The sequence below is a fragment of the Bradyrhizobium sp. SMVTL-02 genome (assembly GCF_051853005.1).
In the GTDB taxonomy this organism is placed as follows: Bacteria; Pseudomonadota; Alphaproteobacteria; order Rhizobiales; family Xanthobacteraceae; genus Bradyrhizobium.
This window is the reverse complement of record NZ_CP182469.1, coordinates 1602716-1629049: the sequence shown is the minus strand read 5'-3', so window position 1 is coordinate 1629049 and position 26334 is coordinate 1602716. Positions and strand designations below refer to the sequence as shown.

Annotated in this window: 25 protein-coding genes and 1 pseudogene; 4 read left to right on the top strand and 22 right to left on the bottom strand. The window is 59.4% G+C overall.

Features of this window, described 5'->3' with window-relative positions:
- Positions 1-43: 43 nt before the first annotated feature.
- The 16 genes and pseudogenes from ACNJYB_RS07710 to ACNJYB_RS07635 form a co-directional block, all read right to left on the bottom strand.
- Positions 44-1225: an IS91 family transposase gene (locus ACNJYB_RS07710; RefSeq protein ID WP_439375460.1), complete on the bottom strand. Its 1182-nt coding sequence runs from the start codon at positions 1223-1225 to the stop codon at positions 44-46.
- A gap of 6 nt (positions 1226-1231) precedes the next feature.
- Positions 1232-2092 (bottom strand): tyrosine-type recombinase/integrase, encoded by an 861-nt coding sequence (locus ACNJYB_RS07705; RefSeq protein ID WP_439368084.1) that lies wholly within the window; start codon positions 2090-2092, stop codon positions 1232-1234.
- A 186-nt stretch (positions 2093-2278) separates the two neighbouring features.
- Positions 2279-3319: a hydrogenase expression/formation protein HypE gene (gene hypE / locus ACNJYB_RS07700; protein WP_439373400.1), complete on the bottom strand. Its 1041-nt coding sequence runs from the start codon at positions 3317-3319 to the stop codon at positions 2279-2281.
- Positions 3316-4458: a hydrogenase formation protein HypD gene (gene hypD / locus ACNJYB_RS07695; protein WP_439373399.1), complete on the bottom strand. Its 1143-nt coding sequence runs from the start codon at positions 4456-4458 to the stop codon at positions 3316-3318. Before hypD ends, hypE begins: the two co-directional genes overlap by 4 nt.
- Complete coding sequence (locus ACNJYB_RS07690) at positions 4455-4691, bottom strand: HypC/HybG/HupF family hydrogenase formation chaperone (RefSeq protein WP_439373398.1); 237 nt, start codon at positions 4689-4691, stop codon at positions 4455-4457. Before ACNJYB_RS07690 ends, hypD begins: the two co-directional genes overlap by 4 nt.
- Positions 4692-4702: 11 nt before the next feature.
- Entirely contained in the window at positions 4703-6946 is a 2244-nt protein-coding gene (gene hypF / locus ACNJYB_RS07685; RefSeq protein ID WP_439373397.1) for a carbamoyltransferase HypF, read from the bottom strand.
- On the bottom strand, positions 6946-7848 hold the full coding sequence (gene hypB, locus ACNJYB_RS07680) for a hydrogenase nickel incorporation protein HypB (protein WP_439373396.1): 903 nt from the start codon (positions 7846-7848) through the stop codon (positions 6946-6948). The genes hypF and hypB overlap by 1 nt, the downstream gene beginning before the upstream one ends.
- Complete coding sequence (gene hypA / locus ACNJYB_RS07675; protein ID WP_439373395.1) at positions 7848-8189, bottom strand: hydrogenase maturation nickel metallochaperone HypA; 342 nt, start codon at positions 8187-8189, stop codon at positions 7848-7850. Before hypA ends, hypB begins: the two co-directional genes overlap by 1 nt.
- Positions 8182-9276: a hypothetical protein gene (locus ACNJYB_RS07670; protein ID WP_439373394.1), complete on the bottom strand. Its 1095-nt coding sequence runs from the start codon at positions 9274-9276 to the stop codon at positions 8182-8184. Before ACNJYB_RS07670 ends, hypA begins: the two co-directional genes overlap by 8 nt.
- Positions 9273-9623, bottom strand: a complete 351-nt coding sequence (locus ACNJYB_RS07665) for a rubredoxin (RefSeq protein WP_439373393.1) — start codon at positions 9621-9623, stop codon at positions 9273-9275. The genes ACNJYB_RS07670 and ACNJYB_RS07665 overlap by 4 nt, the downstream gene beginning before the upstream one ends.
- The gene (locus ACNJYB_RS07660; protein ID WP_439373392.1) at positions 9620-10471 is read right to left on the bottom strand and encodes a hydrogenase expression/formation C-terminal domain-containing protein; all 852 of its coding nucleotides are present in this window, start codon (positions 10469-10471) and stop codon (positions 9620-9622) included. The genes ACNJYB_RS07665 and ACNJYB_RS07660 overlap by 4 nt, the downstream gene beginning before the upstream one ends.
- 302 nt (positions 10472-10773) lie before the next feature.
- On the bottom strand, positions 10774-11124 hold the full coding sequence (locus ACNJYB_RS07655; RefSeq protein WP_439373391.1) for a HypC/HybG/HupF family hydrogenase formation chaperone: 351 nt from the start codon (positions 11122-11124) through the stop codon (positions 10774-10776).
- A gap of 28 nt (positions 11125-11152) precedes the next feature.
- Complete coding sequence (locus ACNJYB_RS07650) at positions 11153-11734, bottom strand: HyaD/HybD family hydrogenase maturation endopeptidase (protein WP_439375498.1); 582 nt, start codon at positions 11732-11734, stop codon at positions 11153-11155.
- 18 nt (positions 11735-11752) lie between these two features.
- Positions 11753-12487: pseudogene (cybH, locus tag ACNJYB_RS07645) on the bottom strand (Ni/Fe-hydrogenase, b-type cytochrome subunit); the annotation flags it as partial.
- Positions 12488-12502: 15 nt separating this feature from the next.
- Positions 12503-14266, bottom strand: a complete 1764-nt coding sequence (locus tag ACNJYB_RS07640; RefSeq protein ID WP_439373390.1) for a nickel-dependent hydrogenase large subunit — start codon at positions 14264-14266, stop codon at positions 12503-12505.
- A gap of 48 nt (positions 14267-14314) precedes the next feature.
- Positions 14315-15406, bottom strand: a complete 1092-nt coding sequence (locus tag ACNJYB_RS07635) for a hydrogenase small subunit (protein ID WP_439373389.1) — start codon at positions 15404-15406, stop codon at positions 14315-14317.
- A 570-nt stretch (positions 15407-15976) separates the two neighbouring features.
- Between ACNJYB_RS07635 and casA the strand changes: the two genes are divergently transcribed.
- The 3 genes from casA (at position 15977) to ACNJYB_RS07620 (ending at position 17584) form a co-directional block, all read left to right on the top strand.
- Positions 15977-16834 carry a type I-E CRISPR-associated protein Cse1/CasA gene (casA, locus tag ACNJYB_RS07630; RefSeq protein ID WP_439373388.1) on the top strand — a complete coding sequence of 286 codons (858 nt, stop codon included), beginning with the start codon at positions 15977-15979 and terminating at the stop codon, positions 16832-16834.
- Positions 16831-17013, top strand: a complete 183-nt coding sequence (locus ACNJYB_RS07625) for a hypothetical protein (protein WP_439373387.1) — start codon at positions 16831-16833, stop codon at positions 17011-17013. Before casA ends, ACNJYB_RS07625 begins: the two co-directional genes overlap by 4 nt.
- A gap of 424 nt (positions 17014-17437) precedes the next feature.
- On the top strand, positions 17438-17584 hold the full coding sequence (locus ACNJYB_RS07620) for a type I-E CRISPR-associated protein Cas6/Cse3/CasE (protein ID WP_439373386.1): 147 nt from the start codon (positions 17438-17440) through the stop codon (positions 17582-17584).
- A 740-nt stretch (positions 17585-18324) separates the two neighbouring features.
- Here the strand turns inward: ACNJYB_RS07620 and ACNJYB_RS07615 are convergent.
- A complete protein-coding gene (locus ACNJYB_RS07615; RefSeq protein WP_439375497.1) occupies positions 18325-19680 on the bottom strand; it encodes a DUF3422 family protein in 1356 nt (451 codons plus the stop codon).
- A 748-nt stretch (positions 19681-20428) separates the two neighbouring features.
- Here ACNJYB_RS07615 and ACNJYB_RS07610 point away from each other — a divergent pair.
- Complete coding sequence (locus ACNJYB_RS07610; RefSeq protein ID WP_439370872.1) at positions 20429-21697, top strand: IS256 family transposase; 1269 nt, start codon at positions 20429-20431, stop codon at positions 21695-21697.
- A 579-nt stretch (positions 21698-22276) separates the two neighbouring features.
- Here the strand turns inward: ACNJYB_RS07610 and ACNJYB_RS07605 are convergent.
- From ACNJYB_RS07605 to ACNJYB_RS07585, 5 genes are all read right to left on the bottom strand, one after another.
- On the bottom strand, positions 22277-22762 hold the full coding sequence (locus ACNJYB_RS07605) for a hypothetical protein (RefSeq protein ID WP_439373385.1): 486 nt from the start codon (positions 22760-22762) through the stop codon (positions 22277-22279).
- Between the two features lie 494 nt (positions 22763-23256).
- Positions 23257-23706, bottom strand: a complete 450-nt coding sequence (locus tag ACNJYB_RS07600; RefSeq protein WP_439373384.1) for a hypothetical protein — start codon at positions 23704-23706, stop codon at positions 23257-23259.
- 9 nt (positions 23707-23715) lie between these two features.
- Complete coding sequence (locus ACNJYB_RS07595) at positions 23716-24528, bottom strand: class I SAM-dependent methyltransferase (RefSeq protein WP_439373383.1); 813 nt, start codon at positions 24526-24528, stop codon at positions 23716-23718.
- 156 nt (positions 24529-24684) lie between these two features.
- A complete protein-coding gene (locus ACNJYB_RS07590; protein WP_439373382.1) occupies positions 24685-24981 on the bottom strand; it encodes a ferredoxin family protein in 297 nt (98 codons plus the stop codon).
- A gap of 36 nt (positions 24982-25017) precedes the next feature.
- The gene (locus tag ACNJYB_RS07585) at positions 25018-26325 is read right to left on the bottom strand and encodes an FAD-dependent oxidoreductase (protein WP_439373381.1); all 1308 of its coding nucleotides are present in this window, start codon (positions 26323-26325) and stop codon (positions 25018-25020) included.
- Positions 26326-26334: the final 9 nt, after the last annotated feature.

The window sequence follows — 26334 nt, the reverse complement described above, 5'->3', positions numbered from 1 at the left end:
CCAAGAAGGTGATTACGGAAGGGGTGGATGGTACAGACGCTGGTCATGACGTATCACAATGAAACGGCTGGTCGCGCGCGCAGGCTCGCGGGACGATATCGACGCGCCGCATGGTGCCGCCACAATGCGGGCAGACGGGGATCTCGCATTTGGTGAGGGGATCGGCGCCGGCTTCTTGATCAGTCGGAGCGTTGCGGACAGCAAGGAGTTGACGGCAGAAAGCGATTTTATCGTTGCGTCCGCCATTGGCGAGGAAACCATAGTGGCGGATGCGGTGGAAGCTGTCCGGCAGGGTGTGCAGGAGAAAGCGACGAATGAACTCATCGGCCTTAAGCGTCATCACTTTGGTTTTACGATTCTGCCGATAGTCCTTCCAGGCAAAGCTCACCTTGCCGTCGGCAAGCGAGATCAGCCTACTGTTGGCGATGGCGACGCGATGCGTATAGCGGCCGAGATAAGCCAGCACCTGTTCGGGCCCACCGAATGGCGGCTTGGCATAGACGACCCAGTCGGTCCATCGAAGTTGAGCGAGGCGCTCGGCGAATGCGGCGGGATCGGCGAGACGGGCGAGATCGCCAAAGAAGCCCAACTGGCCAGCCGCGAAGGCAGCTTGCAGCTCTTGCAGAAACAGGCGGCGGAACAGCCTGGAGAGGACGCGCACCGGCAGGAAGAAGCCGGGCCGGCAAGCGACCCAGTGTGTGCCGTCGAGTGAAGGTCCACCACCAGGCACGACGCAGTGGATATGCGGATGGTGTTGCAGGGTTTGACCCCAAGTATGGAGGACGGCGGTCAGACCGAGCTGAGCGCCGAGATGCTTGGGGTCGGCCGCGATGGTGGTGAGCGTCTCGGCCGCGCAGCGGAACAGAATGGCATAGACCACCGCCTTGTTCTGGAAAGCAATCTCTCTGGCCGGCGCCGGCAAGGTGAAGACGACGTGGAAGTATGGCACGGGAAGGAGTTCGGATTGTCGCTCGGCAAGCCATTGCGCGCGCGCCGAGCCTTGGCACTTCGGGCAATGCCGATTGCGACAGGAGTTGTAGGCGATCCGGGTGGCACCGCAGTCGTCGCATTGCTCGATGTGGCCGCCAAGCACAGCCGTCCGGCATGCCGTGATCGCGCCCATGACGCGCCGCTCGACGCGACCCAGATGTCCGGCACGAGCTTGCCGAAACGCTTCGCCGTGGCGGCGGAAGATATCCGCCACTTCCAGAACTGGAGTCATCAGGTCCGCTCAGCCGGGCGGCACGACCTCCAGGCGGAGCCGGTCAAGCGGACTTGGCGTATTGCTGATGGTCTTTGTGGCGACTTGGGTATAGCGCGCCGTGCTCTGCAGACTGGCATGGCCGAGCAGCACCTGGATGATGCGCACGTCGGCCCCGTTCTCCAGGAGATGGGTCGCGAATGTGTGCCGCAGCGTATGCACTGTCACCGACTTGCTCAAGCCGGCCGCCGTACAGGCTGAACGGCAGGCGGCGTGCAGCACGTTAGGGACGAGCGGACGCTCGTCGTCGCGGCCGGGAAATAGCCATCGTTTGGGCCGAGTGAGCCGCCAATACGTCCGCAGAATCCTCAAAAGCTGCGGCGAGAGCATAACGTAACGGTCCTTGCCGCCCTTGCCGTGCTCGACCCGGATCAACATCCGCTGGCTATCAATGTCGACAACCTTCAAGAGGACCACTTCCGATACGCGCAAGCCTGCGGCATAGACGGTGGTCAGCGCGGTACGGCTCTTGAGGCTTGGGATTGCTTCCAGGAAGCGCACGACCTCGTCGGCGCTCAGCACCACCGGCAGTTTGCGCGGTTTACGCGCATAGGCGATGCGCTCCGGAACGGTGTCATGACCCAGCGTCACACCGTAGAAAAACCGCAGTGCGCAGACGATCTGGTTCAGCGCCGGCCAGGACATCCCCGTCGCAACCAGATGAACCTGGAAAGCACGGATATCCTCCAGGTCGAGGCGGTCAGGAGAACGACCGAAATATCGGCTCAACTTCGCTACGGCGTTGAGGTAGGATTGCTGCGTCGCCGGTGACAGATTGCGGACCGTCATGTCCTCGATCATGCGGCGGCGAAGTGGGCTGATCTCAGCCATCGGAAAACCTCCTGTCTAAAGGGTTGGGCTTCGAAAACCCGCAATCCTCTCAGACAGGAGGCAATCCTTGCTATGCCTCCCTACATGCCGCGCCAGCGGCTTCGTTCAATCCCGATTCCGGTAAAAAACAACATGCTCTAGCCATTTGTGTGACCGCAGCGTTCCGATCTTTGTATGCCCGAGAACTCAGCAGATGCGTGGTAGTTGCTCGCCCGACAGCCAGTCGACGATGCAGCCCCCGCCAAAGCTGGTCGCCATCTGCACGAAATGATGGTCATCAGCGATCGCCTCGCCGATGTCGGCGGCATCGTAGCCGAGCGGATGGGCCCGCATCGCTCCGAGCACGGCATCCGCAACCTCGGGTGCCACGACCGCAACCAGCTTGCCTTCATTGGCCACATGGAGCGGATCGAGCCCCAAGAGCTCGCAGGCAGCCTTTACGCCTGGCTTCACCGGAATCGTCTCTTCCAGCAAGCGAAAGCCGAGGTCGGACTGCTGGGCGATCTCGTTCAGGGCTGCGGCAAGGCCGCCGCGCGTGGGATCGCGCATCAGGCGGATGCCGCGGCCTCCGGCCTCAACCATCTTCACGACGAGGTCGTGAAGCGCCGCCGAATCCGAGGTGATTTCGGTTTCAAAGGCCAGGTTCTGCCGCTTGGACATGATGGCGATGCCATGGTCGCCGAGCGTACCCGAGATCAGCACGCGGTCTCCGACGCGCGCGTTCTCTGCGGAGAGATCGAGCCCGTCAGGCACAAGACCAACGCCGGCGGTCGAGATGAATAAGCCGTCGGCTTTGCCTCGTTCAACCACCTTGGTATCGCCGGTGATGATGTGGACGCCGGCCGATCGCGCTGCTTTTCCCATGGACTCGGCGATCATCTTGAGGTCGGAGAAGAGAAACCCCTCCTCTATTATGAAACTCGCGGACAGGTAAAGCGGCCGCGCCCCGGCCATTGCGATGTCGTTGACCGTTCCGTGGACGGCCAGCGAACCGATATTGCCGCCTGGGAAGAATAGTGGCGAGACGACGTAAGCATCCGTCGACATCGCCAGCCGCCCCGCGCGGACGTCGAAGGCCGACTGATCATTGCCGCGCGCTAGCCATTCATTGCCGAAGGCCTCGTGGAACAGTCCCGAAATCAGCTGCGCCATCGCGCGGCCGCCCGAACCGTGAGACAGGTCAATGCAGCCGTTCTTGATGTCGAGCTTGCGCTGATCGCTTCTCATGAAACCCGCCTCTGCCGATGATCGCGGAAACGACCGTAGGTCCAATGCGCGGCGCAGGCGCCTTCGGACGAGACCATGCAGGCTCCGATCGGCATTTCTGGCGTGCAGAGCGTCCCGAACAACCTGCAATCCACCGGCTTTTTTAACCCGCGCAGGATGGCGCCGCATTCACAGGCCCGATTGTCGGCAACGCACAACTCTTGCATCTCGAAGCGGATCTCTGCCTCGTATATGGCATAAGCGCGCTTCAACTTCAGCCCGCTGTAGGGAACTTGACCGAGTCCGCGCCATTCGAACCAGTCTCGTAGCTCGAAAATCTCGGAAATCTCCTCCTTGGCGCGCAGATTTCCGTCGCGGGTCACCGCGCGGTGATACTGGTTTTCCACTTCCTGGCGATGCTCATTGATTTGCCTGACCAGCATCAGGATGGACTGCATCATGTCGAGCGGCTCGAAACCGGAGATCACGACCGGCTTGCTGAACTCCTTCGCGAAGAACTCGTAAGGCTCAGTGCCGATGATGGTCGAGACATGGGCTGGTCCTACGAAACCGTCGATCTCGACCCGCCCTTTATCGCCAATATCGGAGCTTTCCAGAATGTTCTTCATCGCCGGTGGCGTCAGCACGTGGTTGCAGAACACGCTGAAGTTCGAAAGCTGCTTCTTTTCGGCCTGACGTATCATGATGGCCGTCGGCGGTGCCGTGGTCTCGAAGCCGATGGCGAAGAATACGACCTCGTGCGCGGAATTCTCCTCTGCGATCCGGATCGCATCGATGGTGGAATATACCATGCGGACATCAGCGCCGCGGGCCTTTGCCTTTAGCAGCGAGGCGCCTTGCGAACCCGGCACGCGCATCAGGTCACCATAGACGCACAGGATGACCTCGGGCCGCATCGCCAGACGGATTGCCATATCGATACGCCCGGCCGGCAGCACGCAGACCGGGCAACCTGGACCGTGGATCATCTGCACGTTGGTCGGCAGCACGTCCTCGAGACCGTAGCGAGAGATCACGTGCGTATGCCCGCCGCAAAATTCCATGAAGCGATAGGGTCTTTCCGGATCGGTCTCCGCGTGGATCGCCTTCGCCAGTCCCAGCGCAATCTCCCTGTCGCGAAACTCATTGGCGTATTTCAATGCACGGCCCCCTCTCCCTCGGCGCTGAGCTCGCGCAACAAGTCCAATGTGCGCCTGGCTTCCTCAGGATCGATCTTGGCGAGAGCATAGCCGACATGAATGATGACGTAGTCACCGACGGCGAGATCCTCGATCAGGGCGATCGAAATCTCCTTGCTGACACCGTCCATGGAGACAACAGCCATCTCATCTGGCAAGATTTTTGTCACCTCTGCTGGTATGGCGAGACACATCAGGCGGCTCCTTAGCTCTTGTGTTCCATGAGCCGCAGCGCGGCAATCCAGGCCTGCCCCAGGCTCAGGCCTCCGTCATTCGGCGGCACCTGGCGGGGTAGCAGCAGCGCAACATGCGCGGCGAGGCAACCCCGCTCAATCTCGGCAGACAGGATCGCGTTGAGGAAGCAGCCGCCGCTCAAGACCACGGTCGTGATACCGGTCTGCCGCGCCGAGCGAACGATCCATTCGACGCAGGCGGCGGCAAAGGTGCCATGGAAGAGCTCTGCGCTTTCAGTCGGATCGAGCCCATCGCTAGCTAGTTGTTCGAGCAACGGGGAAAGGGAGAGCTGGCCGTTCTCAACTACCCAGCCGTCTTCCGCAACGCGGGGCCGGCGAACCCGTGATTCGAGCTTCATAGCCGCCTCGCCCTCGTAGCTCTGCACCACGGAGAGCCCGAGCAGCCCTGCCGCCGCATCGAACAGCCGGCCGGCGCTTGTTGTCGCCGGCAGGTCGCGCTCGAGCAAGGCAGAGAGACGTGCCGCATGCGGCTGCGCCGCAAAGCGGCCCGATATCTGGTCGCCGCGATGCAAGCTATGTAATACGCTCGCAGCCATTCGCCACGGCTCGCGCGCTGCGCGGTCCCCACCGGGCAACTTGAGCGGTGCGAGATGACCCAGGCGCCGGAAGTGCGCGCGCTCGCACAGCAGGAGTTCGCCCCCCCAATTGCCGCCGTCGCTGCCATAGCCGAAACCGTCGAGCACCAGCGCCAGGATCGGCCCTTCGATACCGTGTTCCGCCATCACGGAGGCCGCATGAGCGTGGTGATGCTGCACTGCGACGAGCCTTGTCCCGCTCGCTTCGGCGAAGCGGGTCGAAGCCAAGTTCGGATGCATGTCATGGGCCACGACGACCGGCTCGATATCCAGTGTGGTAAGTAGATGACGCACGGTTTCCCCGAAGAAGCGGATGCCTTCCGCAGTATCGAGATCGCCGATGTGCTGGGAGACGAAGGCCTCGTTGCCGCGCGTAACCGTCACGGTCGACTTGAGGGCGCCGCCAACCGCAAGGATCGACGGCACGGATCGCGCGAGGTGAACCGGCTCGGGGACGTAACCGCGGGCGCGACGGATGAACTGCGTGCGGCCCGCCACGACCGATACGACGGAATCGTCGGCGCGCGTGACGATGTCGCGGTCGTGGGTGACGACGAGATCGGCGATGCCGGCAAGGCGCTGCGTGGCCTGGTCGTTGTCAATCAGCAGTGGCTCGCCGCCGACATTGGCGCTAGTTGTGACCATCGCCCAGCTTTCGGCGTCTCGCGAATGGCCCACGTTCAGCGCATCGAAAATCAAATGGTGCAATGGCGCGACCGGCAGCATGACGCCGACCCGCGACAGCTCCGGCGCGATCGCAAACGCGAGACGATGACGGGATGTCATCAGCACAATCGGCCGTGCTAACGTCTGGAGTAGCGCCAGCTCGGCAGCGTCGGCTACGGCGATCTCGGTAACCGCGTCCAGCGATCCGACCATGACGGCGAAGGGCTTTTGATCGCGCTGCTTGCGCTGGCGCAGGCGCTCTACGGCCTCCTCGTCGCGGGCATCACAGACGAGCTGATAGCCGCCGAGCCCCTTGACGGCGACGATCATGCCCTTGGCAATGGCGGCGGCGATCTCCGCGACGGCGTGGCTAAGCCTCGGGCCGCATTGGGGGCAGGCAATCGCCTGGGCGTGGAACCGGCGGCTGTTGGGATCGGCATATTCCGCGGCACAGGCCTCACACATCGCAAACCGCTTCATTGCGGTAGCCGGACGGTCATAGGGCAGCTGCTCGGCGATCGTATAGCGTGGACCGCAATGGGTGCAGTTGACAAAGGGATAAAGGTGGAAGCGGCTGGCCGGATCGAACAGCTCGCCCAGGCACTCCGGGCAGGTTGCGGCGTCGGCGACGATTCGCGTCGACAGCCTGCCCTGCTCGCTGGCCCGGATGCAGAACTCCTCGCTCGCCACTGCGCTGATCGGCTGCACCGAAATCTCGTCAATCCGCGCCAGCGGCGGCTTTTCGGCGGGCAGCGCGGTCACGAAATCGCACGCGCGCTCGCCCTCGACCTCTATGACGACCCCATGCGGATCATTGGCGACGAAGCCGCCGAGACGGTAGCGCACGGCGAGACCGTAGATATAGGGGCGAAAGCCGACGCCCTGCACGGCGCCACGCACATGCAGGCGCAGCCGCCGTCCGTACCGCGCTGTGGCTTCGCCGACCATCGTCATTATACCGCAGTCCTCGCGGCCGGCTTCGTCCTGAACGCCTGCTTGCGGATCCAGTCATAGAAAGCCGGAAAACCATCGCCCGTGCGCGCCGACACCGTCAGAATCTCGATTTTCGAGTTGACCCGCTGCGCATATTCGATGGTTCTGGCGAGATCGAAATCGAGCACTGTCGCAAGATCGATCTTGTTGATCAGCATCAACGATGAAGCCGCGAACATATCGGGATATTTCAGCGGCTTGTCCTCGCCCTCGGTGGTCGAGAACACGACGATCTTGCAGGCTTCGCCGAGATCAAACGCCGCCGGACAGACGAGGTTACCGACGTTCTCGATAAAGAGAATGCCGCCGCCCAGCGAAGGTAGCCGCTCATAGGCCTCACCGACCGCGGCGGCATCGAGGTGACAGCCCTTTCCGGTATTGACCTGAATGGCCGGCAGGCCTGTGGCGCGAATGCGCTCCGCGTCGTGGGACGTCTGCTGATCACCTTCGATCACACCGATCGGAAAGCTGCCCTTCAACTCGGATACGGCGCGGACCAACAGCGAAGTCTTGCCGGCACCGGGGCTCGAGACAAGGTTGAAGGCAAGCACGTCGTCGGCGCGGAAGCGGGCGCGGTTGTCGGCGGCAAGGCGATCGTTCTTGCCGAGAATGTCGCGCTCGACCTGGATGATACGGTCACTGCTCATGCGGGCGATCTGCTGACCCGCCGGGTTCGCGCTGCAATCGAGAAATCCGGCGTTGTCAGGCATATGATCGTGGTGCGCGCTGGCTTGATGGTCGTGATGATGACGATGCTCGTAACCATGATGGTATTGAATGCCGTCATTGCCATGCTTACGATGGTGATCATGCGCATGCTCGACGACAGGCTTTCCGTCACTGCAGCCGCAAACCGTACACATCAGTCGACCTCCAATTCCTTCACGCGCATTTCCTCACCGCCGGTCACCTGCAATCGATAGCTACCGCAGGATGGACACGGCTCGTAACGTTGCTTGATTTCGGCGCTCTGCGAACAGGCCATACACCAGGCGATCCCCGGCATCTCGTAGATTTCGAGCCTTGCGCCTTGCGCAATGGTCTGCGCGGCAACAGCCTCAAAGCAGAATTTCATCGCCTCCGGTGCGACTTGGCTGAGCACGCCGATCTCGAGGCAAACGGCCTTCACCTTCGAGAACGAGCGTTTGCGCGCCTCCTCCTCGACGATCCCGATGATGCCTTCGCACAGTGCCATCTCATGCATGGCCGACCTCGTGGAAGTTGAGGTTGAAGCCGACGCAGGGGTCAAACGACCCGATGAGCGAGCGAACCGCATTCTGTCCGTGCGGGCCGGCGGCGGGCAGCGAGCCCGTGAGACTCCGGACTAGTGGTCCGCGGGCGTGAAAGTTCCATTCGGTCGGCGCCAAGTAGTCGAAGCGCACGATACGGTCGTCGTCGTCGAGTTCGACGGCATGGTAAAGCCGGCCGCGTGCGCATTCGACCGCGGCCCCGCCCCTCCGGGTGCCGAGGCCATAGCTCGCGATAGCGCAACCTTCGAACTCACCCTCACCGTCATCGATCCAGGCGAAGAGGCGGACCACTTCGGCGATCCGCGCCTTGAGGCGCTCGGCTGGACCCGCGGCCAGCGGCAGAATCGGCTCGGCGCCGGCCCAGCGGGCCCAGACGCCGGTCTCCGGAATCCGACCGTGAAGTTCGGGCGCATTGGAAAAACTTGCACCCTCAGTGAGTAACCGCCCAAGAACGTCCAGGTCATCAGCAGCCGACAGGAATGATTGCTCGACGGCCGGAAGCAGCAACGCCTCACCATCGAAGTTCGCCAGATGCGCCGCCAGCGCACTGCGTTGCCCCGGAGGTTGATCTTCGCGAATGATCCCGAGCATACTGAGCGCAGACTTGATCTGCGACACCGCCTCGAGGCGCACATTCCCCGGCGCGGCGTTGCTGGCAACGCGGGCAAGGACCGTGGCTGCATGCATCAGGACGCGGATGGCCGCGGCGCTGGTGCCGTCGAGCGCGAGCTGCCCCACAAACAGGCCTCGTAACAATTCCGCCAATCGTTCCACGATGACCGCGGCGACGCGGTGCTGCACCGTATCTGCGGCGGCGTCTTCACCCCGGGCGGCTTCGATCGCCGACAGATAGGCCGCCTGGTGGGCAACTGAGCAAAGCGAGAACAGCCGGGGCAGCACCGAGTGCAGCGACGATGCCTGCTTGCCCGCAAACAGGGGCATGACGGGCGGCCGGCTGCGCGGCAGGATCACGATGTCGGCGATCGCGCCCCCGGCGAGCCACACTGCGATGTCGATTTCGTTACGAAAAGCCAGGCTCATGCGCGCAGATCCGTCAGGACACCGCACAGAGGGTTACGTCCATCAATCGCGCCTATCGCGGGTGCACGGCAATAGACGGCTTCCTTACAGTTGGCCAGCAGCCTCAGCTCGGCCAGCCGATCTTCCGCCGCCACCGGCGCGACGGCCATCGCCATGAGTTTCGATTTCGGGGCGTCGCAATTCGGGCAGCACCAATCTTCCGGTAATGCCGCAAACGGCGTGCCGGGCGCGATCCGCGCCACAGCATCGCCATCGACGGGGTCGTAAACGGTCCAGCAGATGGCGCATTCTAGCCGCGTGCCCTCTGTGAGATCCTGGCGTAAGCTACACTTCTCAAATCCGCTCATTTGAAATAGGCCTCGATGATTTCTGTAAGCCGGTCCGCTGAGTCCTCGAAATCCTCATTGGCCGCGACCGCAGCCGCCGGCACACCGCCGACCTCGAGCGTGTCGAGGATCATCGTGTCCGTTGCATTGAAGAACTGGACCGACCAGACATTGCGGATTCCGGTCGCAAGCACGCGGCAAGTGCCGTAACCCTGCGCGACGAGCTGGATTGGTCCGTTTCTGATCGTCTCATGCAGAAAGTTCATGTCGACCGGGCTTATCGGTAGAAGCGTAAAATTGATGATCTGCGAGTGGTTGCCGGGCCGCCAGGCGCGCGCATGCTCGCGTATCTCGGCTAGCAGCGGCAGCACGTTCATGGCGCCCTCCGGCGGCTGGCCAATCTCAATGTCCGCGGTCGTCAGGTCCGCGGCCGCGCGCTTGATGATTTCCGGAATCGCGCCGACCTCAAGATATTCGTGTAGAGAGTCGGTGTTGATCCGCACACGCCAGAGGCCTGCAAGCACCGCTTCCTGGACCTGTGCCAGTGACCCATCCGGTAGGGCGACGACGCCAGCCACTTCGCCTTCGCCGATCACGTCAGCGATGAGCTTGCGTTCGAGATCGCTCAGATCGCCAAGCCGGAATAACCGCGTCGGCGCGTCTGCCTTCTGGCTCCCTATGGCGTCAGCTATCTTCGATAAGAGCTCGACCGCATTTGAGCAGCTCTTTGCAAGCTCGGCACTGTCGAGCATTGCAAGTTTTACCAAAGCGCCCGCGGCACTCCGGACCCCGGCAGCCGGGTCTGGACTCTCCTGGGTCCGCATTGGTTGTTCCTTGTCTTCAGCCGCCGTCCGGAAACTCGCCTTCATAGTCCGAGACCTTGTGATCTTTGGTAACTGACGAAGATAGTTCCTACGATTGCGGCCGGGTCGCTTCTGCGAGGTCGGCTGATCGGCGTGGACATGCCGTCGTACCCGGCTGATCGCCGCGGCCTGAGAACGACCGGCAGGGTCTTCGTCGTGAGAGATCCGGCGTTCCCTGCTCAAATTCCATCAGTCCTCCAGATCCGAGCTAGATCAGTTATGCGACGAAGCCGAGTTTTCAGATGGAACACTCGTTGTCATGAACAGCTCACCTTCGATCAGAGACTTGTCTTTAAGCTTCGGTAGTCTCACCGGTGCTTGTCACGCGGTTTGTCATGGGATGTGGAAGGAGACCACAGGCATTCGTCGAGCCAGAGATGCTCAGGCAACGTCGGCTCGCAGTCGATTAGGTCGGCGAAGAAGCGCTCGCAATCTTCGCCGTTGAGCGCTGCGCTGATGCCTTCAATAGCGTTGCCAATTAGTTGCGCTTCCTCATCATCCAAGAAGCGGATCGCAGTGTCGACGTGGACGAGCACCTTGCTGTGGAGAGACGGACCGGAGAGCAACAGCATCGAGACACGTCGCTGTTTACCGCGAAACTCGCAGAGCGCAGAGATGCCGTCGGTCTCGATAATCGTCATTGGCAAACCAAGACACATCCGACATGTCTCCGACCCTCGCTGGTCATCAGGACCGCGCTCTCATTTCGTAATGCAGGTGATCGATACCATTGGCGAGCAGCCCCTCGGATTCTCGTAACGGTGTGCCGCGTGGCGTCACCTGCACGCCCCAGGCTGCTAAAATGGACCTGGCAAGCTCGACCGCAGGACCGATCTGATGACGCACGCCCGGCGTCAGAGGCCCGCCCCAGTCCTCGAGATCAAGCGGCTGGCAGCCGATTAACACGAGGTGTTTCGGGCAATGTCCGAGCAGGTCACACGCACCGATAACTTCCTGAAAACCGGTATGGTGCAGGCTCATCTTTCTAGCACCTTTGAAGCGCGGCACGTCCTCGTCGCGCAGTAGCTTCAACTGTCCAGGCTCCAGGCCATAATCGATCGCATCGAATACGAGCACGCAGTCCGATTCTTGAAAATAATTCACAAGCTGGAGCCCCTGCGTGCCCCCGTCGAGGATGATGACGTTATGGGGCACGACATAGCGGCGATGGAATTCTTCCACCGCTCGCACCCCAAAGCCTTCATCTGCCCAAAGAATATTACCGATACCGAGCACCAGCACACGATTTGGCTGTAAACACGACGGCATAAGCCTGCTCCCCTCCGGGTCCTGGCACTGACGCGCACCCGAGATCATCGAGGAGATGATGCTCTGTCGCGACATGACGTCTTCGCGAACGACGGCATAAATGTGGAAGATCAAGAATATTATCAGCGCCCACATGCCCAGATGGTGCCAAGTGTGCACATCCTGGCTGTTGGGCCAGATCGCGAACACTTGGCCAAACAGCTGGTGCTGCCAGCTGTCGCTCCCGACGCCTTCCGAATAGAGAGCAAAGCCTGTGACAATCATGAACGCCACGACCAACGTGAAGCCAGTGAAAATTGCGGTCTGCGCCAGCGGATTGTGTCCGGCATACATCTTCGGCTCGCGCTCGAGGAAGGCGTACCAGCGGATCTCGTGCAGCACTCCTTTCCAGAACTGCTTTCGATGCACCGGAACGTAGAATATCTGCCGGGAGCGGTAGTTGCCGGCGAAGGCCCACAGGATGCGCGCAAGAAAGAATACCGCGAGCACCTGCGCCGCCGCGAGATGGGCACACCTGATGTAGCCCATCACGAAGTTGCCGGACGCTGCTACCGTCGGCAGCGGTGTGCCGATCAGATAACCACTCACAATAAGCACCAGGATCGACAACGCATTCACCCAATGGCAGATCCGCACCGGCGCTTCGTAGACATAGACGGTCGGCCGAGCGGCGGCGTGTTCGCCGGCGGCATCGATCGCGATCGGGACGGGGGCCGGCTCGGTTTCTGCCGGATGCGCGACTACATCAATCATACCATTCCTCCCCCATTACCTAACCTTGACGGTCGCCATTTCCGGGCCATCCGGGCTCATCACGTGGGTCGAGCATGCAAGGCAGGGATCGAAGGAGTGGATCGTGCGGAGGATCTCGAGCGGCTGTTCCGGATTCGCCATCGGAGTGTCCATGAGCGACGCTTCGAAGGCGCCGCCGTTGCCCTTGGCATCCCTTGGCGACCCATTCCAGGTGGTCGGCACCACACACTGGTAGTTGTCGATCTTAGTCTCCTTGATCTTGATCCAGTGCGCGAGCGCGCCACGAGGCGCCTCGGTGAAGCCGTAGCCCTTGGCCTCCTTCGGCCAGCTCTGCGGCTTCCACTTGTCGGTATTAACCGTCGAGGAGTCGCCGGCTTTGATGCGCGCGACCAGCTTATCTTGAAAGTAGCGCATCTGGTGCGCCGCCCATTCGCATTCCAGCGCGCGTGCCGCGGTGCGGCCGAGCGTCGAAAAGAATGCGGAGAACGGTAGGCCTAGCGTCTTGAGCAGCTTTTCGGTCGGTTCCTTGAATTCCGGCTTGCTCTGCGCGCAGCCGATGATGTAGCGGGCCAGTGGCCCGACCTCGACTGCATTTCCGCGCCATCGCGGAGCCTTGATCCAGGAATACTTGCCGCCTTCGTCGAGCTCCTTGATGTCGGTCTTGGTGCCCCTGGCATTTGGACCGAGCACGTAATTGGGTTCGGTGATGCCGTCCCAGGGATGCCGGCCCCTAGATTCGTCAGAATATTTGTACCAGGAATGAGTGACGAACTCCTGTATCTGCTCGGGATCGGAATGGTCGACGGGCAGTACCTCGTTGAGATTGCCGTTGATGATCACGCCATGCGGAAGTTTCAGGTTCTTTGCAGAATAGTCGTTGGCATCCTCCGGAATGTCGCCATAGGCCATCACGCTTCTGCCAGAGAGCCCGCCGCCATAGAGCCAGTCCTTATAATAGGAGCCGATCGCAACGATGTCGGGCAGATAGACCTTTTCGGTGAACTCAATGCAACGATCAATGACAGAGGAGACGAGGTTCAGCCGCTCCATGTTGATGGCGCCCACCGCACCGGTGCCATCGATATTGATCGCGCAGGCCACGCCGCCAACCAGCCAGTTCGGATGGGGGTTCTTGCCGCCATACACGGCGTGAATCTTGACGATGTCCTTCTGAAAATCGAGCGCCTCCAAATAATGCGCGACCACCATCAAGTTCGCTTCGGGCGGCAGCTTGTAGGCGACGTGGCCCCAATAGCCGTTTTTGAATGGTCCTAGCTGACCGGACTCGACGAACTTCGTCAACCGGATTAGGAGGTCCTTGAAATAGCCGGGAGAGGACAACGGCCAGGACGAGATCGATTGCGCCAGCGCCGAGGTCGCCTTTGGATCGGCCTTCAGTGCCGCGACCACATCAACCCAGTCCAGCGCATGCAGGTGATAGAAATGGACCAGATGATCGTGCACCTGGAGACAGAGCTGCATGATGTTTCGGATTGAGTTGGCATTGTCCGGAATGGAGATGCTTAGCGCGTTCTCGACCGCACGGACCGAAGTGAGCGCATGCGTTCCGGTACAAACACCGCAGATCCGCTCGGTGAAGGCCCAGGCATCGCGCGGATCGCGCCCCTTCAGAATGATCTCAATGCCCCGCCACATCGTGCCCGAGGAGACTGCATTGCGGATCACGTTGTCGGAGTCGACATTGACCTCGACCCGCATGTGACCTTCGATCCGGGTCAGCGGATCGACGACAATACGCTTGCCAGAATTGCTAGGCATGACGCCTTTCGATGTTCGGAGGCCCACTCTTTTCTTACCTCAGAACCCTCAGTGGCCTCGGGTTACAGCCTTGCGTTTGCCGGCGAAGCGCTTCAGCGCCGTCACCGTCGCATGTGCCGCGACTACTGCGCCGACCGCGCCCGCCGCTGTCATGCCGATCTGGTCGGCATTCTTCTCAATTCCGTGTTGCTTGATGTTGGTCAGGCGGTCGTAGAACGAGCCCTTGTCCCAGAAGCCATCTTCTGAGCAGCCGATGCAGCCGTGGCCCGACTGGATCGGAAAAGAGATACCGCCGTTCCAGCGCACTGACGAACAGGCGTTGTATGTGGTCGGCCCCTTGCAGCCAATCTTGTAGAGGCAATATCCTTTGTGCGCCGCCTCATCATCCCATTCCTCGACGAACTGACCTGCGTCAAAATGTGCTCGCCGGTAGCATTTATCGTGGATCCGCTGCGAGTAGAACATTTTTGGCCGACCCTGCCGGTCGAGCTCGGGGGGCTTGCCAAAGGTGGTAATGAAGGTCACCACGCCCGTCATCACTTCCGCGATCGGCGGGCAGCCCGGTACCTTGATGATGGGCTTGCTGGTGATGACTTTGTCAATGGGCGTTGCCTGGGTCGGATTGGGCGCCGCGGCTTGAACGCACCCCCATGAAGCGCAGGAGCCCCAGGCAATGATGGCCATCGCATCCTCGGCCATCATCCTCAACTTCTCTACAAACGGCTTGCCGCTCTGGATGCAGAACATGCCGTCCTCGTTCAACGGCGGATTGCCCTCCACCGCTAGAAGATACTGACCCTTGTATTTGGCTCGGGTCTCTTCGAGGATCGCTTCCGCCTGATGGCCAGCAGCGGCCATGATGGTGTCGTCATAATCGAGCGAGATCATGGACAGCATCGTATCCTTCACCAGGGGATGGGCTGAGCGGATGAAGCTCTCCGAGCAGCAGGTACATTCAAGGCCATGCATCCAGATCACCGGTATGCGCGGCTTTGTTTCAAGCGCGTTTGCAATGCGGCTCGCCGCTAGAGGCCCAAGCCCAAGGCTCGTCGCCGTCAGGCTGCAGAATTTATGGAAGTTTCGACGGGTGATGCCCTGCCGTCTGATCACGCTATAAAACGTTTCCGTCGCCGCGGCCATGAGGCTCCCTACCGACTGTTCCGATTGATGAGATATCGACGACGGGAAGAGCAAGAAGCAGGCCAGGGGCTCCGTGCGCCCACAACAGGAGAGATTCCAATTTGTTAGACTCTTGAACCGATCAAATCACAGCGCACGAACAGAAAACCGATTCGCAGGCGAAAGCAGTTCTCGCCGAATTGTATCGTCCGCGGCGCAGCATCAAGAGGTCAGTGGAAGTTGGATCGTATCGTCCCATGGAATTTGAACATTTAGTCGCGTTACGCTTTTGGCTTGAATCGCAAGCAGCGTCAGATTGTATGAACATGTTCAATGGCACACGTTGGACGTCGCAATAGCGACAGTTCTCGGGCATGCAAAAATCGCCGCGGTAACACACGAAAACATCTCGGATTCTGGACGTCTCGAAGGGCTTTGTTTTTAACAGCAATGATTCTGGAACCAGACCACCAATTTTGCATTCGAAGTCTGGACTGCCGAACCATTCACGCCCTGCGGCGATAGATTCACTTCTGTCTCCATCCCATCATCGGCGTGCACTCTTTGTTCGAGCCCAAGTGAAACTTCTCGATGCCCCTGAACTGCCTAGAAGAGCCGCTTCTCACGACAACGATCGACAGGGGACCAGCGCATCTTTCGCTGCCATCGCTCTATTCCGCGTTAATGAGAGACGTTGTCGAGGACATGCCCGCTGTTCGACCTCATCAACGACAGGCCTTGCATGCATTCCTCGTGCAAGTGGGCGCACTTGCACACCTGAAAGCGAAGATCGACACCCCAGTACTTGAAACTTCTGTTTGGGCGCGCTTACTGCGTGGCCTCACTGAGACGTTTACCAGCGATGAGCCCTGGAGCTTAGTGGTCGAAGACATTTCAAAGCCGGGCCTTCTACAACCCTCAGTTCCGGAAGGAACGCTCGATATCCTAAGGCAGCGTAGCGAAACTCCTGACGCGCTTGACATACTCGCCACTTCGAAAAATCACGACGTCAAGGCACAGCGGATGGCAATCGCTAGGCCCGAACATTGGTTCTATGCATTGCTGACATTGCAGACGATGCAAGGATATCTTGGCGCAGGAAACTACGGGATCAATCGTATGAATGGCGGTTATGCTTCACGTGCCTCGGTTGGTCTTGCTCCAAATGGAGGGCTTGGCGCGCGTGTGAAACGTGATCTCCGGCGCCTCTTACAAGAACGCAGTGACGTTCTAAACGACAATCCGTGGTTTGCCGATGTGAACGGTATCGACCTTGTGTGGATAGAACCTTGGGATCGAGTCTCGCCGATTGTACCAAAGCAGCTAGACCCGTTCTATGTTGAAGTGTGCCGGCGAGTAAGACTCGTCCGACAAGATGGTTCCATCGTTGCACTTCGCGCAAGAAGTAAAGCTGCGCGGATCGCGTTTCCTAAGGACACAAATGGATGACCGGAGATCCCTGGACGCCCATCGACCAGCGACGCGCTGTTAAGAAGGCGCTCGCGGTTGATGGCGCTGGATTTAACTATAAGCGCGTGGCCGACCTGCTCGATCATCAGAAATACAAAGCCCCCCTCTCCAGCGGTGGCGACCGGAGGACGGCATGGGAGGCCACACTTTCGTACTGACGGTAACGGCCCGCGAACAAGGGGGGACTCTGGCTTCTACGAACGTCGCATTCCTCTACCCGCCTCTGCGTTGGCCTTTTTCGGAGCACGGGCCAACACGTTAGCGACAAGCTTGGCTAAGGAGCGTGTCCAGGATGCAGCGACCATGCGGGTCAGAGTCTTGAAGACGGCGCTACTTGTCCTGTTCCAAGGCACACTCGATAATCAGAAAGTCGCTCATACTGCGTGCGAAGCCGAGATCTCGCCTTTTCTTGTCGCGTTCGATCGCAGCGTTGAGGGAGATTTCTTCGAATCGCTATTCGATGAACTCACGGCTTAGAATAGCACCGCAAAGCGAGCAGCGCGACGCCAATGGCTTTACGCGCTAAAGGACCGGGCTAAGCTACAGTTGGCGACAGCAAAACGTTCCGCACCGCGGTCCGCTATGCGCCGTTACCAGACGGAGAGCGCCGCCGACGACGAAATCGAATTCAGCGATTCGGTCGCTTTCAAGGCGTTACTCGCCAGGGGCGTCGGGCGCCACCGCGCTTTTGGCTATGGCATGCTGCTCTTGAAACCATTACCGCGATGAGCCACTTTGTTTGGTAAAGAAGGCGTTGGAAAGCAGAAACTGCCAGACGAGTTCCCCGCAGACGCGGGATGGTCCCGGTGCTTATGCGAACGGACAAGAATTCCCCGCACGCGCGGGGATCGCCTCGGCAGGCAGTCGCTGCGGGCAACGCATCTGGTGTGACAACTGACGAGGCTGAGCATGCTCAGACGAGCACGCTGCGCTCAATGTCGCGTAAAGTCCGATTTAGACCATCCTAACGGGCCGGAATCCAATACAGCGCAGCGAAACGAAGTTCCCTGCCCGAGTTGTGCAGCACGTGCGTCTCGGCCTGCTCCAAGGCACAGCGGGGCGGCCCCGACGCCTGGACCTGGGATGCGTCGAGTCCGCCCCAACACCACCATGGGGGGCCTGGTGATGTTGGGTTTGGCTGAGCAAGCAATGTGCCACAGGGAGGCATCATTTAGGCAAGCAGCCCTTATCAGGATGAAGCTCGGAAGAGAGCAAAGTTGCATGCATTGAGTCCTAATGCCAAGACGTCTCCTTGAGAAAAAACCATTGCGACGTACATCTTGGTTGGTTGTCGCAGTGCTGTTCGGCGTTATGGTTTGAGTAGTATCGGCCACGCGCTCGGCCCGGCGAAAGCAGCGCGCCTGTTGTGTTCACGACAATACGGCCCGTACGCACGAGCAGGCCACACAACATTGCTGTTGCCGCCTTTTCCTCGGGACGACGCCCCAACGATGTTGTCTCAAGAAAACCTACTCGCCAGCCCTGGACGATGCGTCGTCAGGCCTGAGATGCCGTTTGCGAACATTGTAACTGACCAGCCAAATCACGCCGACGGCGATCGGCACGAAAGCCGCGGTTACGGACGTGGGCTCCACGTGAAGTCCGACATCCTGAGCGCCTTTGGCAAGATAGGCAAATAGGCTGACCACATAATATCCGATTGCCCCGACTGACAATCCCTCGACCGTCGACTGAAGGCGAAGCTGTTGCCTCGTTCGTTCGTTTATCGAGCGCAAAAGGTCGCGATTCTGTTGCTCGATTTCAACGTCTACTCGTGTTCGCAACAGATCCGCGGCGCGTGCCAGTTTGTCCGATAGATTCGCCTGACGTTCCTCCATCGTTGCGCAGGTTCGTATAGCAGGCGCCATACGGCGCGCGAGAAAAGCTGACCAAGTCGGATAATCCGCCACGCCCTCGCCTTCAATGATCGACAATCGCGATTGGACCAGCTCGTTGTACGCCCTGCTGGCACCAAAACGGAACAAGCTGCCGGCCACGTCCTTTTCGAAAGAGACTGCCAGCACTGTCAGCTCCTCAAGGAGATGGTTGTTGACTTTTAGCCCTTCGGCGCCCTGCATCTCCTCGAGCACCTCGACGAGACGGTGATCGATTCGATCAACCGATGGCGCAAGCTCCAGCGCGGTCGAAAGACCAAGCAACGCTAGGGAGCGGTAGGTCTCGATTTCTAACAGACGCTGTACCAGCGCGCCGAGATCGTGCGGCGTCAATCCGCGATCATAGACCAGGATTCTGGTGAAACCCTTATCATCAGCGCGAAAGTCGGAGGCCACAACGCCGGCCCCACCTTTGACGTTGACCATTGCCAGGCTACTCTTATCAAAAAGCTGCTCTGCGCGCTCGGCCGGACAAGTGCCCCGCTCTGCCTCTAGCTTGATCGCGACGAGCAATTCTCCAGCCTGCGACAGTGCCCGGACTAGTGATTGAACGGAGTTATGGACATCGCCGAATTGACGAGCGGCTGGACTGTTCGTGGTGCTCCAGATCCAAGTGAAGGTCGCAAATTCTGAATGCTGCTCCCAGCGTAGCACCACCGGCCCGAACCGGATCTGATGATGTTTCGCGGACGGCTCGGGCGGGGTTACCTTGTGCTCCCGACAGAAGTCGATGAACCGGCGGCGATCGCTTGCAGCATCGTCGCCCTTCGCGAGAAATACAAAACGCACCATGCCGAGCGACGAAACTAGACCGGTAAACGGCCGCGCATGCACTTCGCCGAGGACAGCTTCCCGCTCGGGATGCAGTTTGAATGATGCCAAATCCAATTGATCCCCCACCGATGCCTCCCGATCCAGCCACAGTCGCATTACCGCGCGCGGTATGATCGGCGCCGCCAACTCGGTGCGCCCGCTAGCAAGGGATCAAGCTCGAATCGACGGCCTTCAGCTCGCAAATGAGACCTTGCGCGAGCCAGATCTCCGACCAATTGATCTTGAACGAGGTCATCGAGGCTTCGGCTGAACTTATCGCGGCTATCAGCTTTGCGACCTGCGGACTTTGGGGGAAATTGCCGCCATTTTTCGTCAGTGGTAGAGTCACATCCGCACCGTCGCTTCGATACGCAAAGTCTCAAAACGGGCCTCCGTTTCGTAAGCTTCAGCCGTCGCGGTTTTGTGCGGTGCAGGATTTGGGCCAGTGAGATACGCGAACCCGCGTGTTGCCTTTCAGGCACAATGTCAATCTCGCGACAATTCGGTCACTCCTGACATCGGCGCCTATGGTCGGAATCGGACGCACGACACTGAACAAAGCGGTCGGTACGGTTCTCGCCTAACCACGCGTGCTTGGACCGGCTCACCGTTCTGGCATGGCGGTGCCTCGCCGGATGATAATGACGCATAGTGGGTTTATTAATGCGACCCAGAGGGCTTGTTCAGCTACTTGCTGAAGATTGAGACCTGCAGCTCTGGCTCGATTTCGGTTTGCTCGACGCGCAGGAGCGAGTAGCGCTTACACAGGAGCTATGCGTGAAGCTGGGTGATGACGGAATGAGATAGGCGGCGTATCGAGGCGGGTGTCGAGCCTGCCAGAACCTCTCAAGGAGAGCGATACGCCATGAACGAGACTAGCAATATTGTTGCCCTTCGTCAGCCCGACGAGATCGACGATCCACTGACCAATATTTTGCGAGCTGGTGCTCGGCAGCTTCTGGCGCAGGCCGTGGAGATCGAAGTCGAGACGTTTCTTGCCACGGTGAAAGATTTGAAGCTTGCCGACGGGCGCGCCCGTGTCGTGCGGCATGGTTACGGCCCGGCTCGAACGATTGCGACCGGCATCGGACCGGTCGAGGTCGCACGGGCGAAGATCCGGGACCGCGGTGCAGCCGGCGATGGCGAGCGGATCCGCTTCAGCTCGGCGATTCTGCCACTATGGGCGCGGCGGACCAGGAGCCTGGATGCGCTGTTGCCGGTGTTGTACCTGCGTGGCATCTCGACGGGCGATTTCCAGGAGGCGCTGACGGCCCTGCTGGGTAAGGACGCGCCGAACCTGTCGCCGGCGGTGATTTCCCGGCTGACGGCCGAATGGCAGGGCGAGTATGAGCGTTGGCAGAAGCGCGATCTCTCGGCGCGGCGGTACGTGTATGTGTGGGCCGATGGCGTCTTCCTGCAGGCACGCATGGAAGACCACGGCGAGTGCATGCTGGTGCTGATCGGCGCGACGCCGGAAGGCAAGAAGGAGTTGATCGGCTTTCAGGTCGGTGTCCGGGAGAGCGCGCAGAGCTGGCGTGAGCTCCTGATCGACGTGAAGCAACGCGGGTTGCAAATCGCCCCGGAAATTGCCGTTGGTGACGGCGCGCTCGGCTTCTGGAAGGCGCTTGACGAGGTGTTTCCCGGCACGCGGCACCAGCGCTGCTGGGTGCACAAGACCGTCAACGTCCTGGACAAGGTCCCGCTCTCGGTGCAGGCCAACATGAAGAAGGACCTGCGCGAAGTCTATTGGGCGCCAAACCGGGCGGCCGCCGAAGTGGCGATCGACGTCTTCGCCGAGAAATACCGCACCAAGTACGGCCGGGCGGTCGAATGCCTCGCAAAGGACCGCGACGCGCTGCTGGCCTTCTACGACTTTCCTGCCGAGCATTGGGATCACTTGCGCACGACCAACCCCATCGAAAGCGTGTTCGCGACCGTGCGACACAGAACCGTGCGAACGAAAGGATCGCTGTCCTCAACGACCGCCAGGCTGATGGTGTTCAAGCTGGTTATCGCCGCATCAAAAAAGTGGCGGCGGCTCAAAGGCACAAATCAGTTGCCGAAGCTCATCGCAGGTGTCAGATTCAACGACGGCATCGAGGTCATCCACATGCCGGCAAACCACGCCGCCTGATCGCCTCGTCACCCAAAATCCTGCATAGCTCCTTACACAGCACACCGAGAAAAGCGCCTCAGGCTACAGAATTTCTTTCCTTTAAACGAATTGAGCCCCAGCGGTCGCGCCAAGGGCACCCGGTTCGTAGGGGCAGAGCACGACTCCCGCTTTGCTGCAATCGACGAGCTGGTTGAATGCGATCGTCGTAGACCTACACACAGTCGTGGCCACCTTGATGCTAAAGGGCGCGCAAATCGGCACATTGCAGCAGAGCAGGCCATACATTCGCTTCCCTCGTGACGCGCACAGAATGAACTGTGGGTCGATAGCTTACTCTGAACTGCTACACATGAGCCGTGTCGCGGAACAACCTTGGACAATTGTCGCCTCAGTCCTAGGTATGCATATCTCAGCAGATCAATGCGAGGAACATGGATGTCACATATACCACTAAGCCGCTGCGGCTCTCTTTTTAAGAGCGGGAAGCATTTGTCCTATAGCAACTCTGCACCCTGAAGCGTCGGGGCGACGGTCCAGTTGGTCAACGGTTTGCCACCTACTTTGCGCTGAGCACTGAGGGCTTCAGTCGACGAACAATCAGTCGGTAAACTCAAGCTTGAATTGGCCAAAACCAGCTGGCTTTGCTTTGAAGTTGACCGTCTTGTCTGTGAGACAGTCCAAGGTCCCCGATGCGAATTTAAACGAGGTCTTACCGTAGGCCTCGACTCCAACGGCTTTGTCGTCCTCCAGGACGATATCCCCAATTCCTTCCAAAAGCTGCTCGGCTGCAAAACCGTCGGGCGAGCGGTGAAGACTGAACGAAGCCAAAAAGTTTCCCTCCTCGTTATCAAGCTCAACGACAGAGATTGCTGTCACTACGGCTTCTTTGAATATCCCATCAACCCCAGTGCACGTATATTGGAAGCTGATAACGTCGTGTTCATTGCGATCACCCACTGGATATCGACTTGAAGCGACTATGGTGCAGTCGTAGCGTCCGATTGTGCCAGCGAGCGCGACTCCGCCCATTTCGATCAAGCCCAATGCGGAACACAGTATAGTAGCAAGGAAGGTTCGTGTCATTTTGGTTACGTCTTCTGAAACGCGTTTCTCGCACCCCATGTACAACTTGACGCAACGTCCGATTCAACCCCTCTCCGGATGGGATTATCCTCTTATTCGCGAAGCGATGACCGCCGACTCACGTCAGGCACTTATCACTGCCGGGTCGACCATTTCGACACAGAATGGCTAGGAGGCGAGACTCTTGGGGAGCGGCGACGCTTGCAGCCGCTTCAGCCGTAGCTCGGCATACTGCTTCTTGAGGCACAAAACCGCCAATTCCCGTACAGTTGGGCTCCCGTATCTCGGCGCCCGTATCACTGCAGCATCTCCAATTGCCTGTGAGGCGCCGTAAGCTACACTCAGACATCTATGAGGTCGTAAGTTAGCTTGCCGCGGGTACCCAGCTCGCTAAGACGAACAGCTCGTGAACGTCACAATGTCTGGCCTTCGACAAATGACAAGCGCCGCAGAAGACAACGGCATTGAGGTGGCCGCGGCCTTGGCGACTTTGGTCACAGGATAGCGCTCTCCGACGCCGCTGAAATAGACGACTCTCGGTCATCCACATGTGGCATTTCGAACACTAGCGGAAAACTACAGGCCATCAAGGCATCGAAAGCACAACGCTCCTCGCCCAAACGTCGCTCGAGATACTGGCGCTCGGGCCCATTTGGCTTGGCTTTTAGTAAACGGCGATATCGATGGATGCGGTTACGGTGAGTGCGCAGGGCAGCAAAATCCTTGTTCATCATCCTCTTCACGCTTTCGTCCTGGCGTGCTTCAATTTGTGCCAATGCGCTGGTGGTAAGAGCCCCCTGACGTGATGTTCGCAGTGCCTGTTTTCGCTGCTGATCCCTCGTCGTGAGCTCGGCGGCGGTCCAGCAGTACGCGTCACGGGTTGACGAACCATCGTCATGCGTTCTCAGATAATTTTGAGTCAAGCTCGAAATGCCAAGCAACAAACTGAACCTTCACTGCCTCCGTCCCCAGGCTTGGAAGATACGCGGCAGGCCGACAGTCGTATCAGACCGGTCGAGGAAGGCTTCGAGCTCAGCCGTAATTGCCCCGACCTCCTGGACGCTGGTAAGTCCTAGTTGAATGAGCGCCTCTCGAAATGCGGTGAAAGTCAGCAATGGAACCCGTTTGACGTCACCGCTGCGACCGTATGGCTGAACCATTGAGGAATCAACGTCAGAAAAACCGGCGGCTTCGAGGAGCCCGACGAGTTTGCGGCCAATTAAGGGATCTCCACCTCGCCGGCGAACAGCTTCAATGAAGAGCTCGCCTTTGCGACGAAATGCTGCCAATGGCGGATCGCAGAACTCGCCGTCACAGTCGATATCCTGCACGACAACCACACCTCCAGGTCGAAGAGACTCGTATGCTTGCTCGAGCGCATCGGCCGGATTGGCGAGATGGGTAAGCACGAACCGCACGGTCACCAGTGACACCCCGCGCACCGGCCAATGATGCGTGATGTTTGCGCGGCAGAATTCCACATTTTGGATACCACGGCGTTTAGCTTCCGTCCGCGCCAGGAGGATGTTGTCTTCGTCGAGATCTAAACCTACGACTCGACCGGCACTGCCAACCCTATCTGCCAAATCGAACGTGACATCCCCACCTCCGCAACCTGCATCGATGGCCGTGCACCCGTCGAGCGGTTCGGATCCATCGAGCAGCAAGCGTGTCGGCTCCGCCAGCACGCGGGCGAGTACTGCAAGACGTGCCCGCCCCTCTTCCCCACCCCTTAGAACATAGGAGGCGAGATGTTCGGTCCTCATCGAAATCCTCTACGGCGATCTAAATGCTCTGCTCTAATGGTGGGCCGGGGTCTGCTGTTCGCCAAACCCCGATCAGGCTCATTCTTCGGACAGTTTCACGCCTCTGCGCATTCGATCGGATTTTGCCGATCTCGACCTGACACCCTTCATTTTTCCTTAGCCGAACTTGAACAGCACGCCGTAGCCGCCTCGAGGATAGCTCCATTCAATGTCGCCGCTCTCCTCGCAGATTATTCGGCAAGTACCGCATTCGATGCAGCCATCGACGGTAGCCTCAACCTGGCCATCTTCGCTGAGCTCATAGCAACGCGCGGGGCAAGCCTTCAGCATTGACAAAAGCTGCGGCGATGGTTTGGCATGGGGGCGCACCTTGATATGGGGGCGGCCGGTATCGACGAGATAGCGGTTGTTGAAAAGCTTGTCCTCGACACGCGTGGATAGCTCGATTGACATAATTAGGTCTCCGTTTCTGAAATCCCGTTCTTCCATTCATCGCCATGCGCGCACAAGGCGGAAGGCGTCGCCAAACAGGCCGCTCCGCGAGCGCGCGTTTGTGAACAACTTGAGTGTGAGCTTTTCCTTGTCGATCTTAGGCGTGCCATCGACACGCAGAAAATTCTGCATAGCCTTGGAGACGAGCTGCGGATAGGTCAGGAAGAAGTTTTGCGAGTGAGTGTGCATCAGCGCCGGCATATCCTTGTACTTCCTTAGATCCTTGATCACGAAGGACTCATCGAGCTTCTTCTTGTACAGCGAGAGGTTCTGCGGGATCATCGGTTGATTCCGCGACTTAATCTTAAGAATTGCTTCCGCCGCGATCCGGCCCGAGGTCATCGCGAGGTTTGATCCTTCCCGATGAATTGTGTTGTTAAGTTGAGCGGCGTCGCCGATCACTACCCAGCCCTTGCCGTAGAGTTGCGGTATCGCTTTGAAGCCTCCCTCTGGAATAAGATGCGCGGAGTATTCTTTCACCTCCGAGCCTTCTATCAATGGGGCGACCGAAGGATGACGCTTGAAACGATCGAGCAGGCCGTAAGGCGTCTCGCCGGTGCGCTGGAAATCGGCGACTAGGCAGCCGATACCCAGTGAGATGCATTCCTTGTTGGCGTAAATGAAGCCCATGCCGGTCATGCCGCGAGAAATGGTGCCTACGGCCTCAATCACTACGCCTTCGTCACCCCTGAGATTGAAACGCGCCTCAATGGTCTCGCGCGGCAAGAAGTGCATTTCCTTAACTGCAAGCGCAACCTTCTCGGGCTTCGGTCGCTCACGCAGGCCAGCCCGCGTACCGAGCATCCCGTTCACGCCCTCCGCCAACACAACGACCTCGCCGTGGATCTCCCCATCGCGGCGATCGGTCTTGACGCCGATGACCTTGCCAGAAGCGCCTCGTGCAAGGTCGGTGACCGTGGTCTCGCATAATACTGTGACCCCGGCTTCGCGAACCTTCTGCGAAAACCATTTGTCGAACTGGGCTCGGATAATGGTGTAACGGTTCGGTTTCTCCTCGTTGAAATCCTCGGATCGGTAATGCAAGCCGGTGTGCGAGCGGTCATCCATCATCCAGAAGCGCTGCTCGACCAAGTGTCGCTCAAGCGGAGCGTCTTCACGGAAATTGGGGACCAGCTTCTCGAGCATGTCGGCATAGAGGATCGCCCCCTGCACATTCTTAGAGCCCGAATACTCACCGCGTTCGAGCTGCAGCACCTTCATGCCACCCTCGGCCATGGTGAGCGCGGCCGCATTGCCGGCCATGCCTGCGCCAACCACGATGGCATCGAATTTTTCCTCGATCATGGTCTTACT

Bases quoted from the DNA above. Each gene is read 5' to 3' on its own strand.
- ACNJYB_RS07705 (WP_439368084.1), bottom strand. From the start codon at position 2,092: ATGGCTGAGATCAGCCCACTTCGCCGCCGCATGATCGAGGACATGACG.
- hypE (WP_439373400.1), bottom strand. From the start codon at position 3,319: ATGAGAAGCGATCAGCGCAAGCTCGACATCAAGAACGGCTGCATTGAC.
- ACNJYB_RS07690 (WP_439373398.1), bottom strand. From the start codon at position 4,691: ATGTGTCTCGCCATACCAGCAGAGGTGACAAAAATCTTGCCAGATGAG.
- hypF (WP_439373397.1), bottom strand. From the start codon at position 6,946: ATGACGATGGTCGGCGAAGCCACAGCGCGGTACGGACGGCGGCTGCGC.
- hypB (WP_439373396.1), bottom strand. From the start codon at position 7,848: ATGTGTACGGTTTGCGGCTGCAGTGACGGAAAGCCTGTCGTCGAGCAT.
- hypA (WP_439373395.1), bottom strand. From the start codon at position 8,189: ATGCATGAGATGGCACTGTGCGAAGGCATCATCGGGATCGTCGAGGAG.
- ACNJYB_RS07670 (WP_439373394.1), bottom strand. From the start codon at position 9,276: ATGAGCCTGGCTTTTCGTAACGAAATCGACATCGCAGTGTGGCTCGCC.
- ACNJYB_RS07665 (WP_439373393.1), bottom strand. From the start codon at position 9,623: ATGAGCGGATTTGAGAAGTGTAGCTTACGCCAGGATCTCACAGAGGGC.
- ACNJYB_RS07660 (WP_439373392.1), bottom strand. From the start codon at position 10,471: ATGAAGGCGAGTTTCCGGACGGCGGCTGAAGACAAGGAACAACCAATG.
- ACNJYB_RS07655 (WP_439373391.1), bottom strand. From the start codon at position 11,124: ATGTGTCTTGGTTTGCCAATGACGATTATCGAGACCGACGGCATCTCT.
- ACNJYB_RS07650 (WP_439375498.1), bottom strand. From the start codon at position 11,734: ATGCCGTCGTGTTTACAGCCAAATCGTGTGCTGGTGCTCGGTATCGGT.
- ACNJYB_RS07640 (WP_439373390.1), bottom strand. From the start codon at position 14,266: ATGCCTAGCAATTCTGGCAAGCGTATTGTCGTCGATCCGCTGACCCGG.
- ACNJYB_RS07635 (WP_439373389.1), bottom strand. From the start codon at position 15,406: ATGGCCGCGGCGACGGAAACGTTTTATAGCGTGATCAGACGGCAGGGC.
- casA (WP_439373388.1), top strand. From the start codon at position 15,977: ATGCCCCTGAACTGCCTAGAAGAGCCGCTTCTCACGACAACGATCGAC.
- ACNJYB_RS07625 (WP_439373387.1), top strand. From the start codon at position 16,831: ATGACCGGAGATCCCTGGACGCCCATCGACCAGCGACGCGCTGTTAAG.
- ACNJYB_RS07620 (WP_439373386.1), top strand. From the start codon at position 17,438: ATGCGCCGTTACCAGACGGAGAGCGCCGCCGACGACGAAATCGAATTC.
- ACNJYB_RS07615 (WP_439375497.1), bottom strand. From the start codon at position 19,680: ATGCGACTGTGGCTGGATCGGGAGGCATCGGTGGGGGATCAATTGGAT.
- ACNJYB_RS07610 (WP_439370872.1), top strand. From the start codon at position 20,429: ATGAACGAGACTAGCAATATTGTTGCCCTTCGTCAGCCCGACGAGATC.
- ACNJYB_RS07605 (WP_439373385.1), bottom strand. From the start codon at position 22,762: ATGACACGAACCTTCCTTGCTACTATACTGTGTTCCGCATTGGGCTTG.
- ACNJYB_RS07595 (WP_439373383.1), bottom strand. From the start codon at position 24,528: ATGAGGACCGAACATCTCGCCTCCTATGTTCTAAGGGGTGGGGAAGAG.
- ACNJYB_RS07590 (WP_439373382.1), bottom strand. From the start codon at position 24,981: ATGTCAATCGAGCTATCCACGCGTGTCGAGGACAAGCTTTTCAACAAC.
- ACNJYB_RS07585 (WP_439373381.1), bottom strand. From the start codon at position 26,325: ATGATCGAGGAAAAATTCGATGCCATCGTGGTTGGCGCAGGCATGGCC.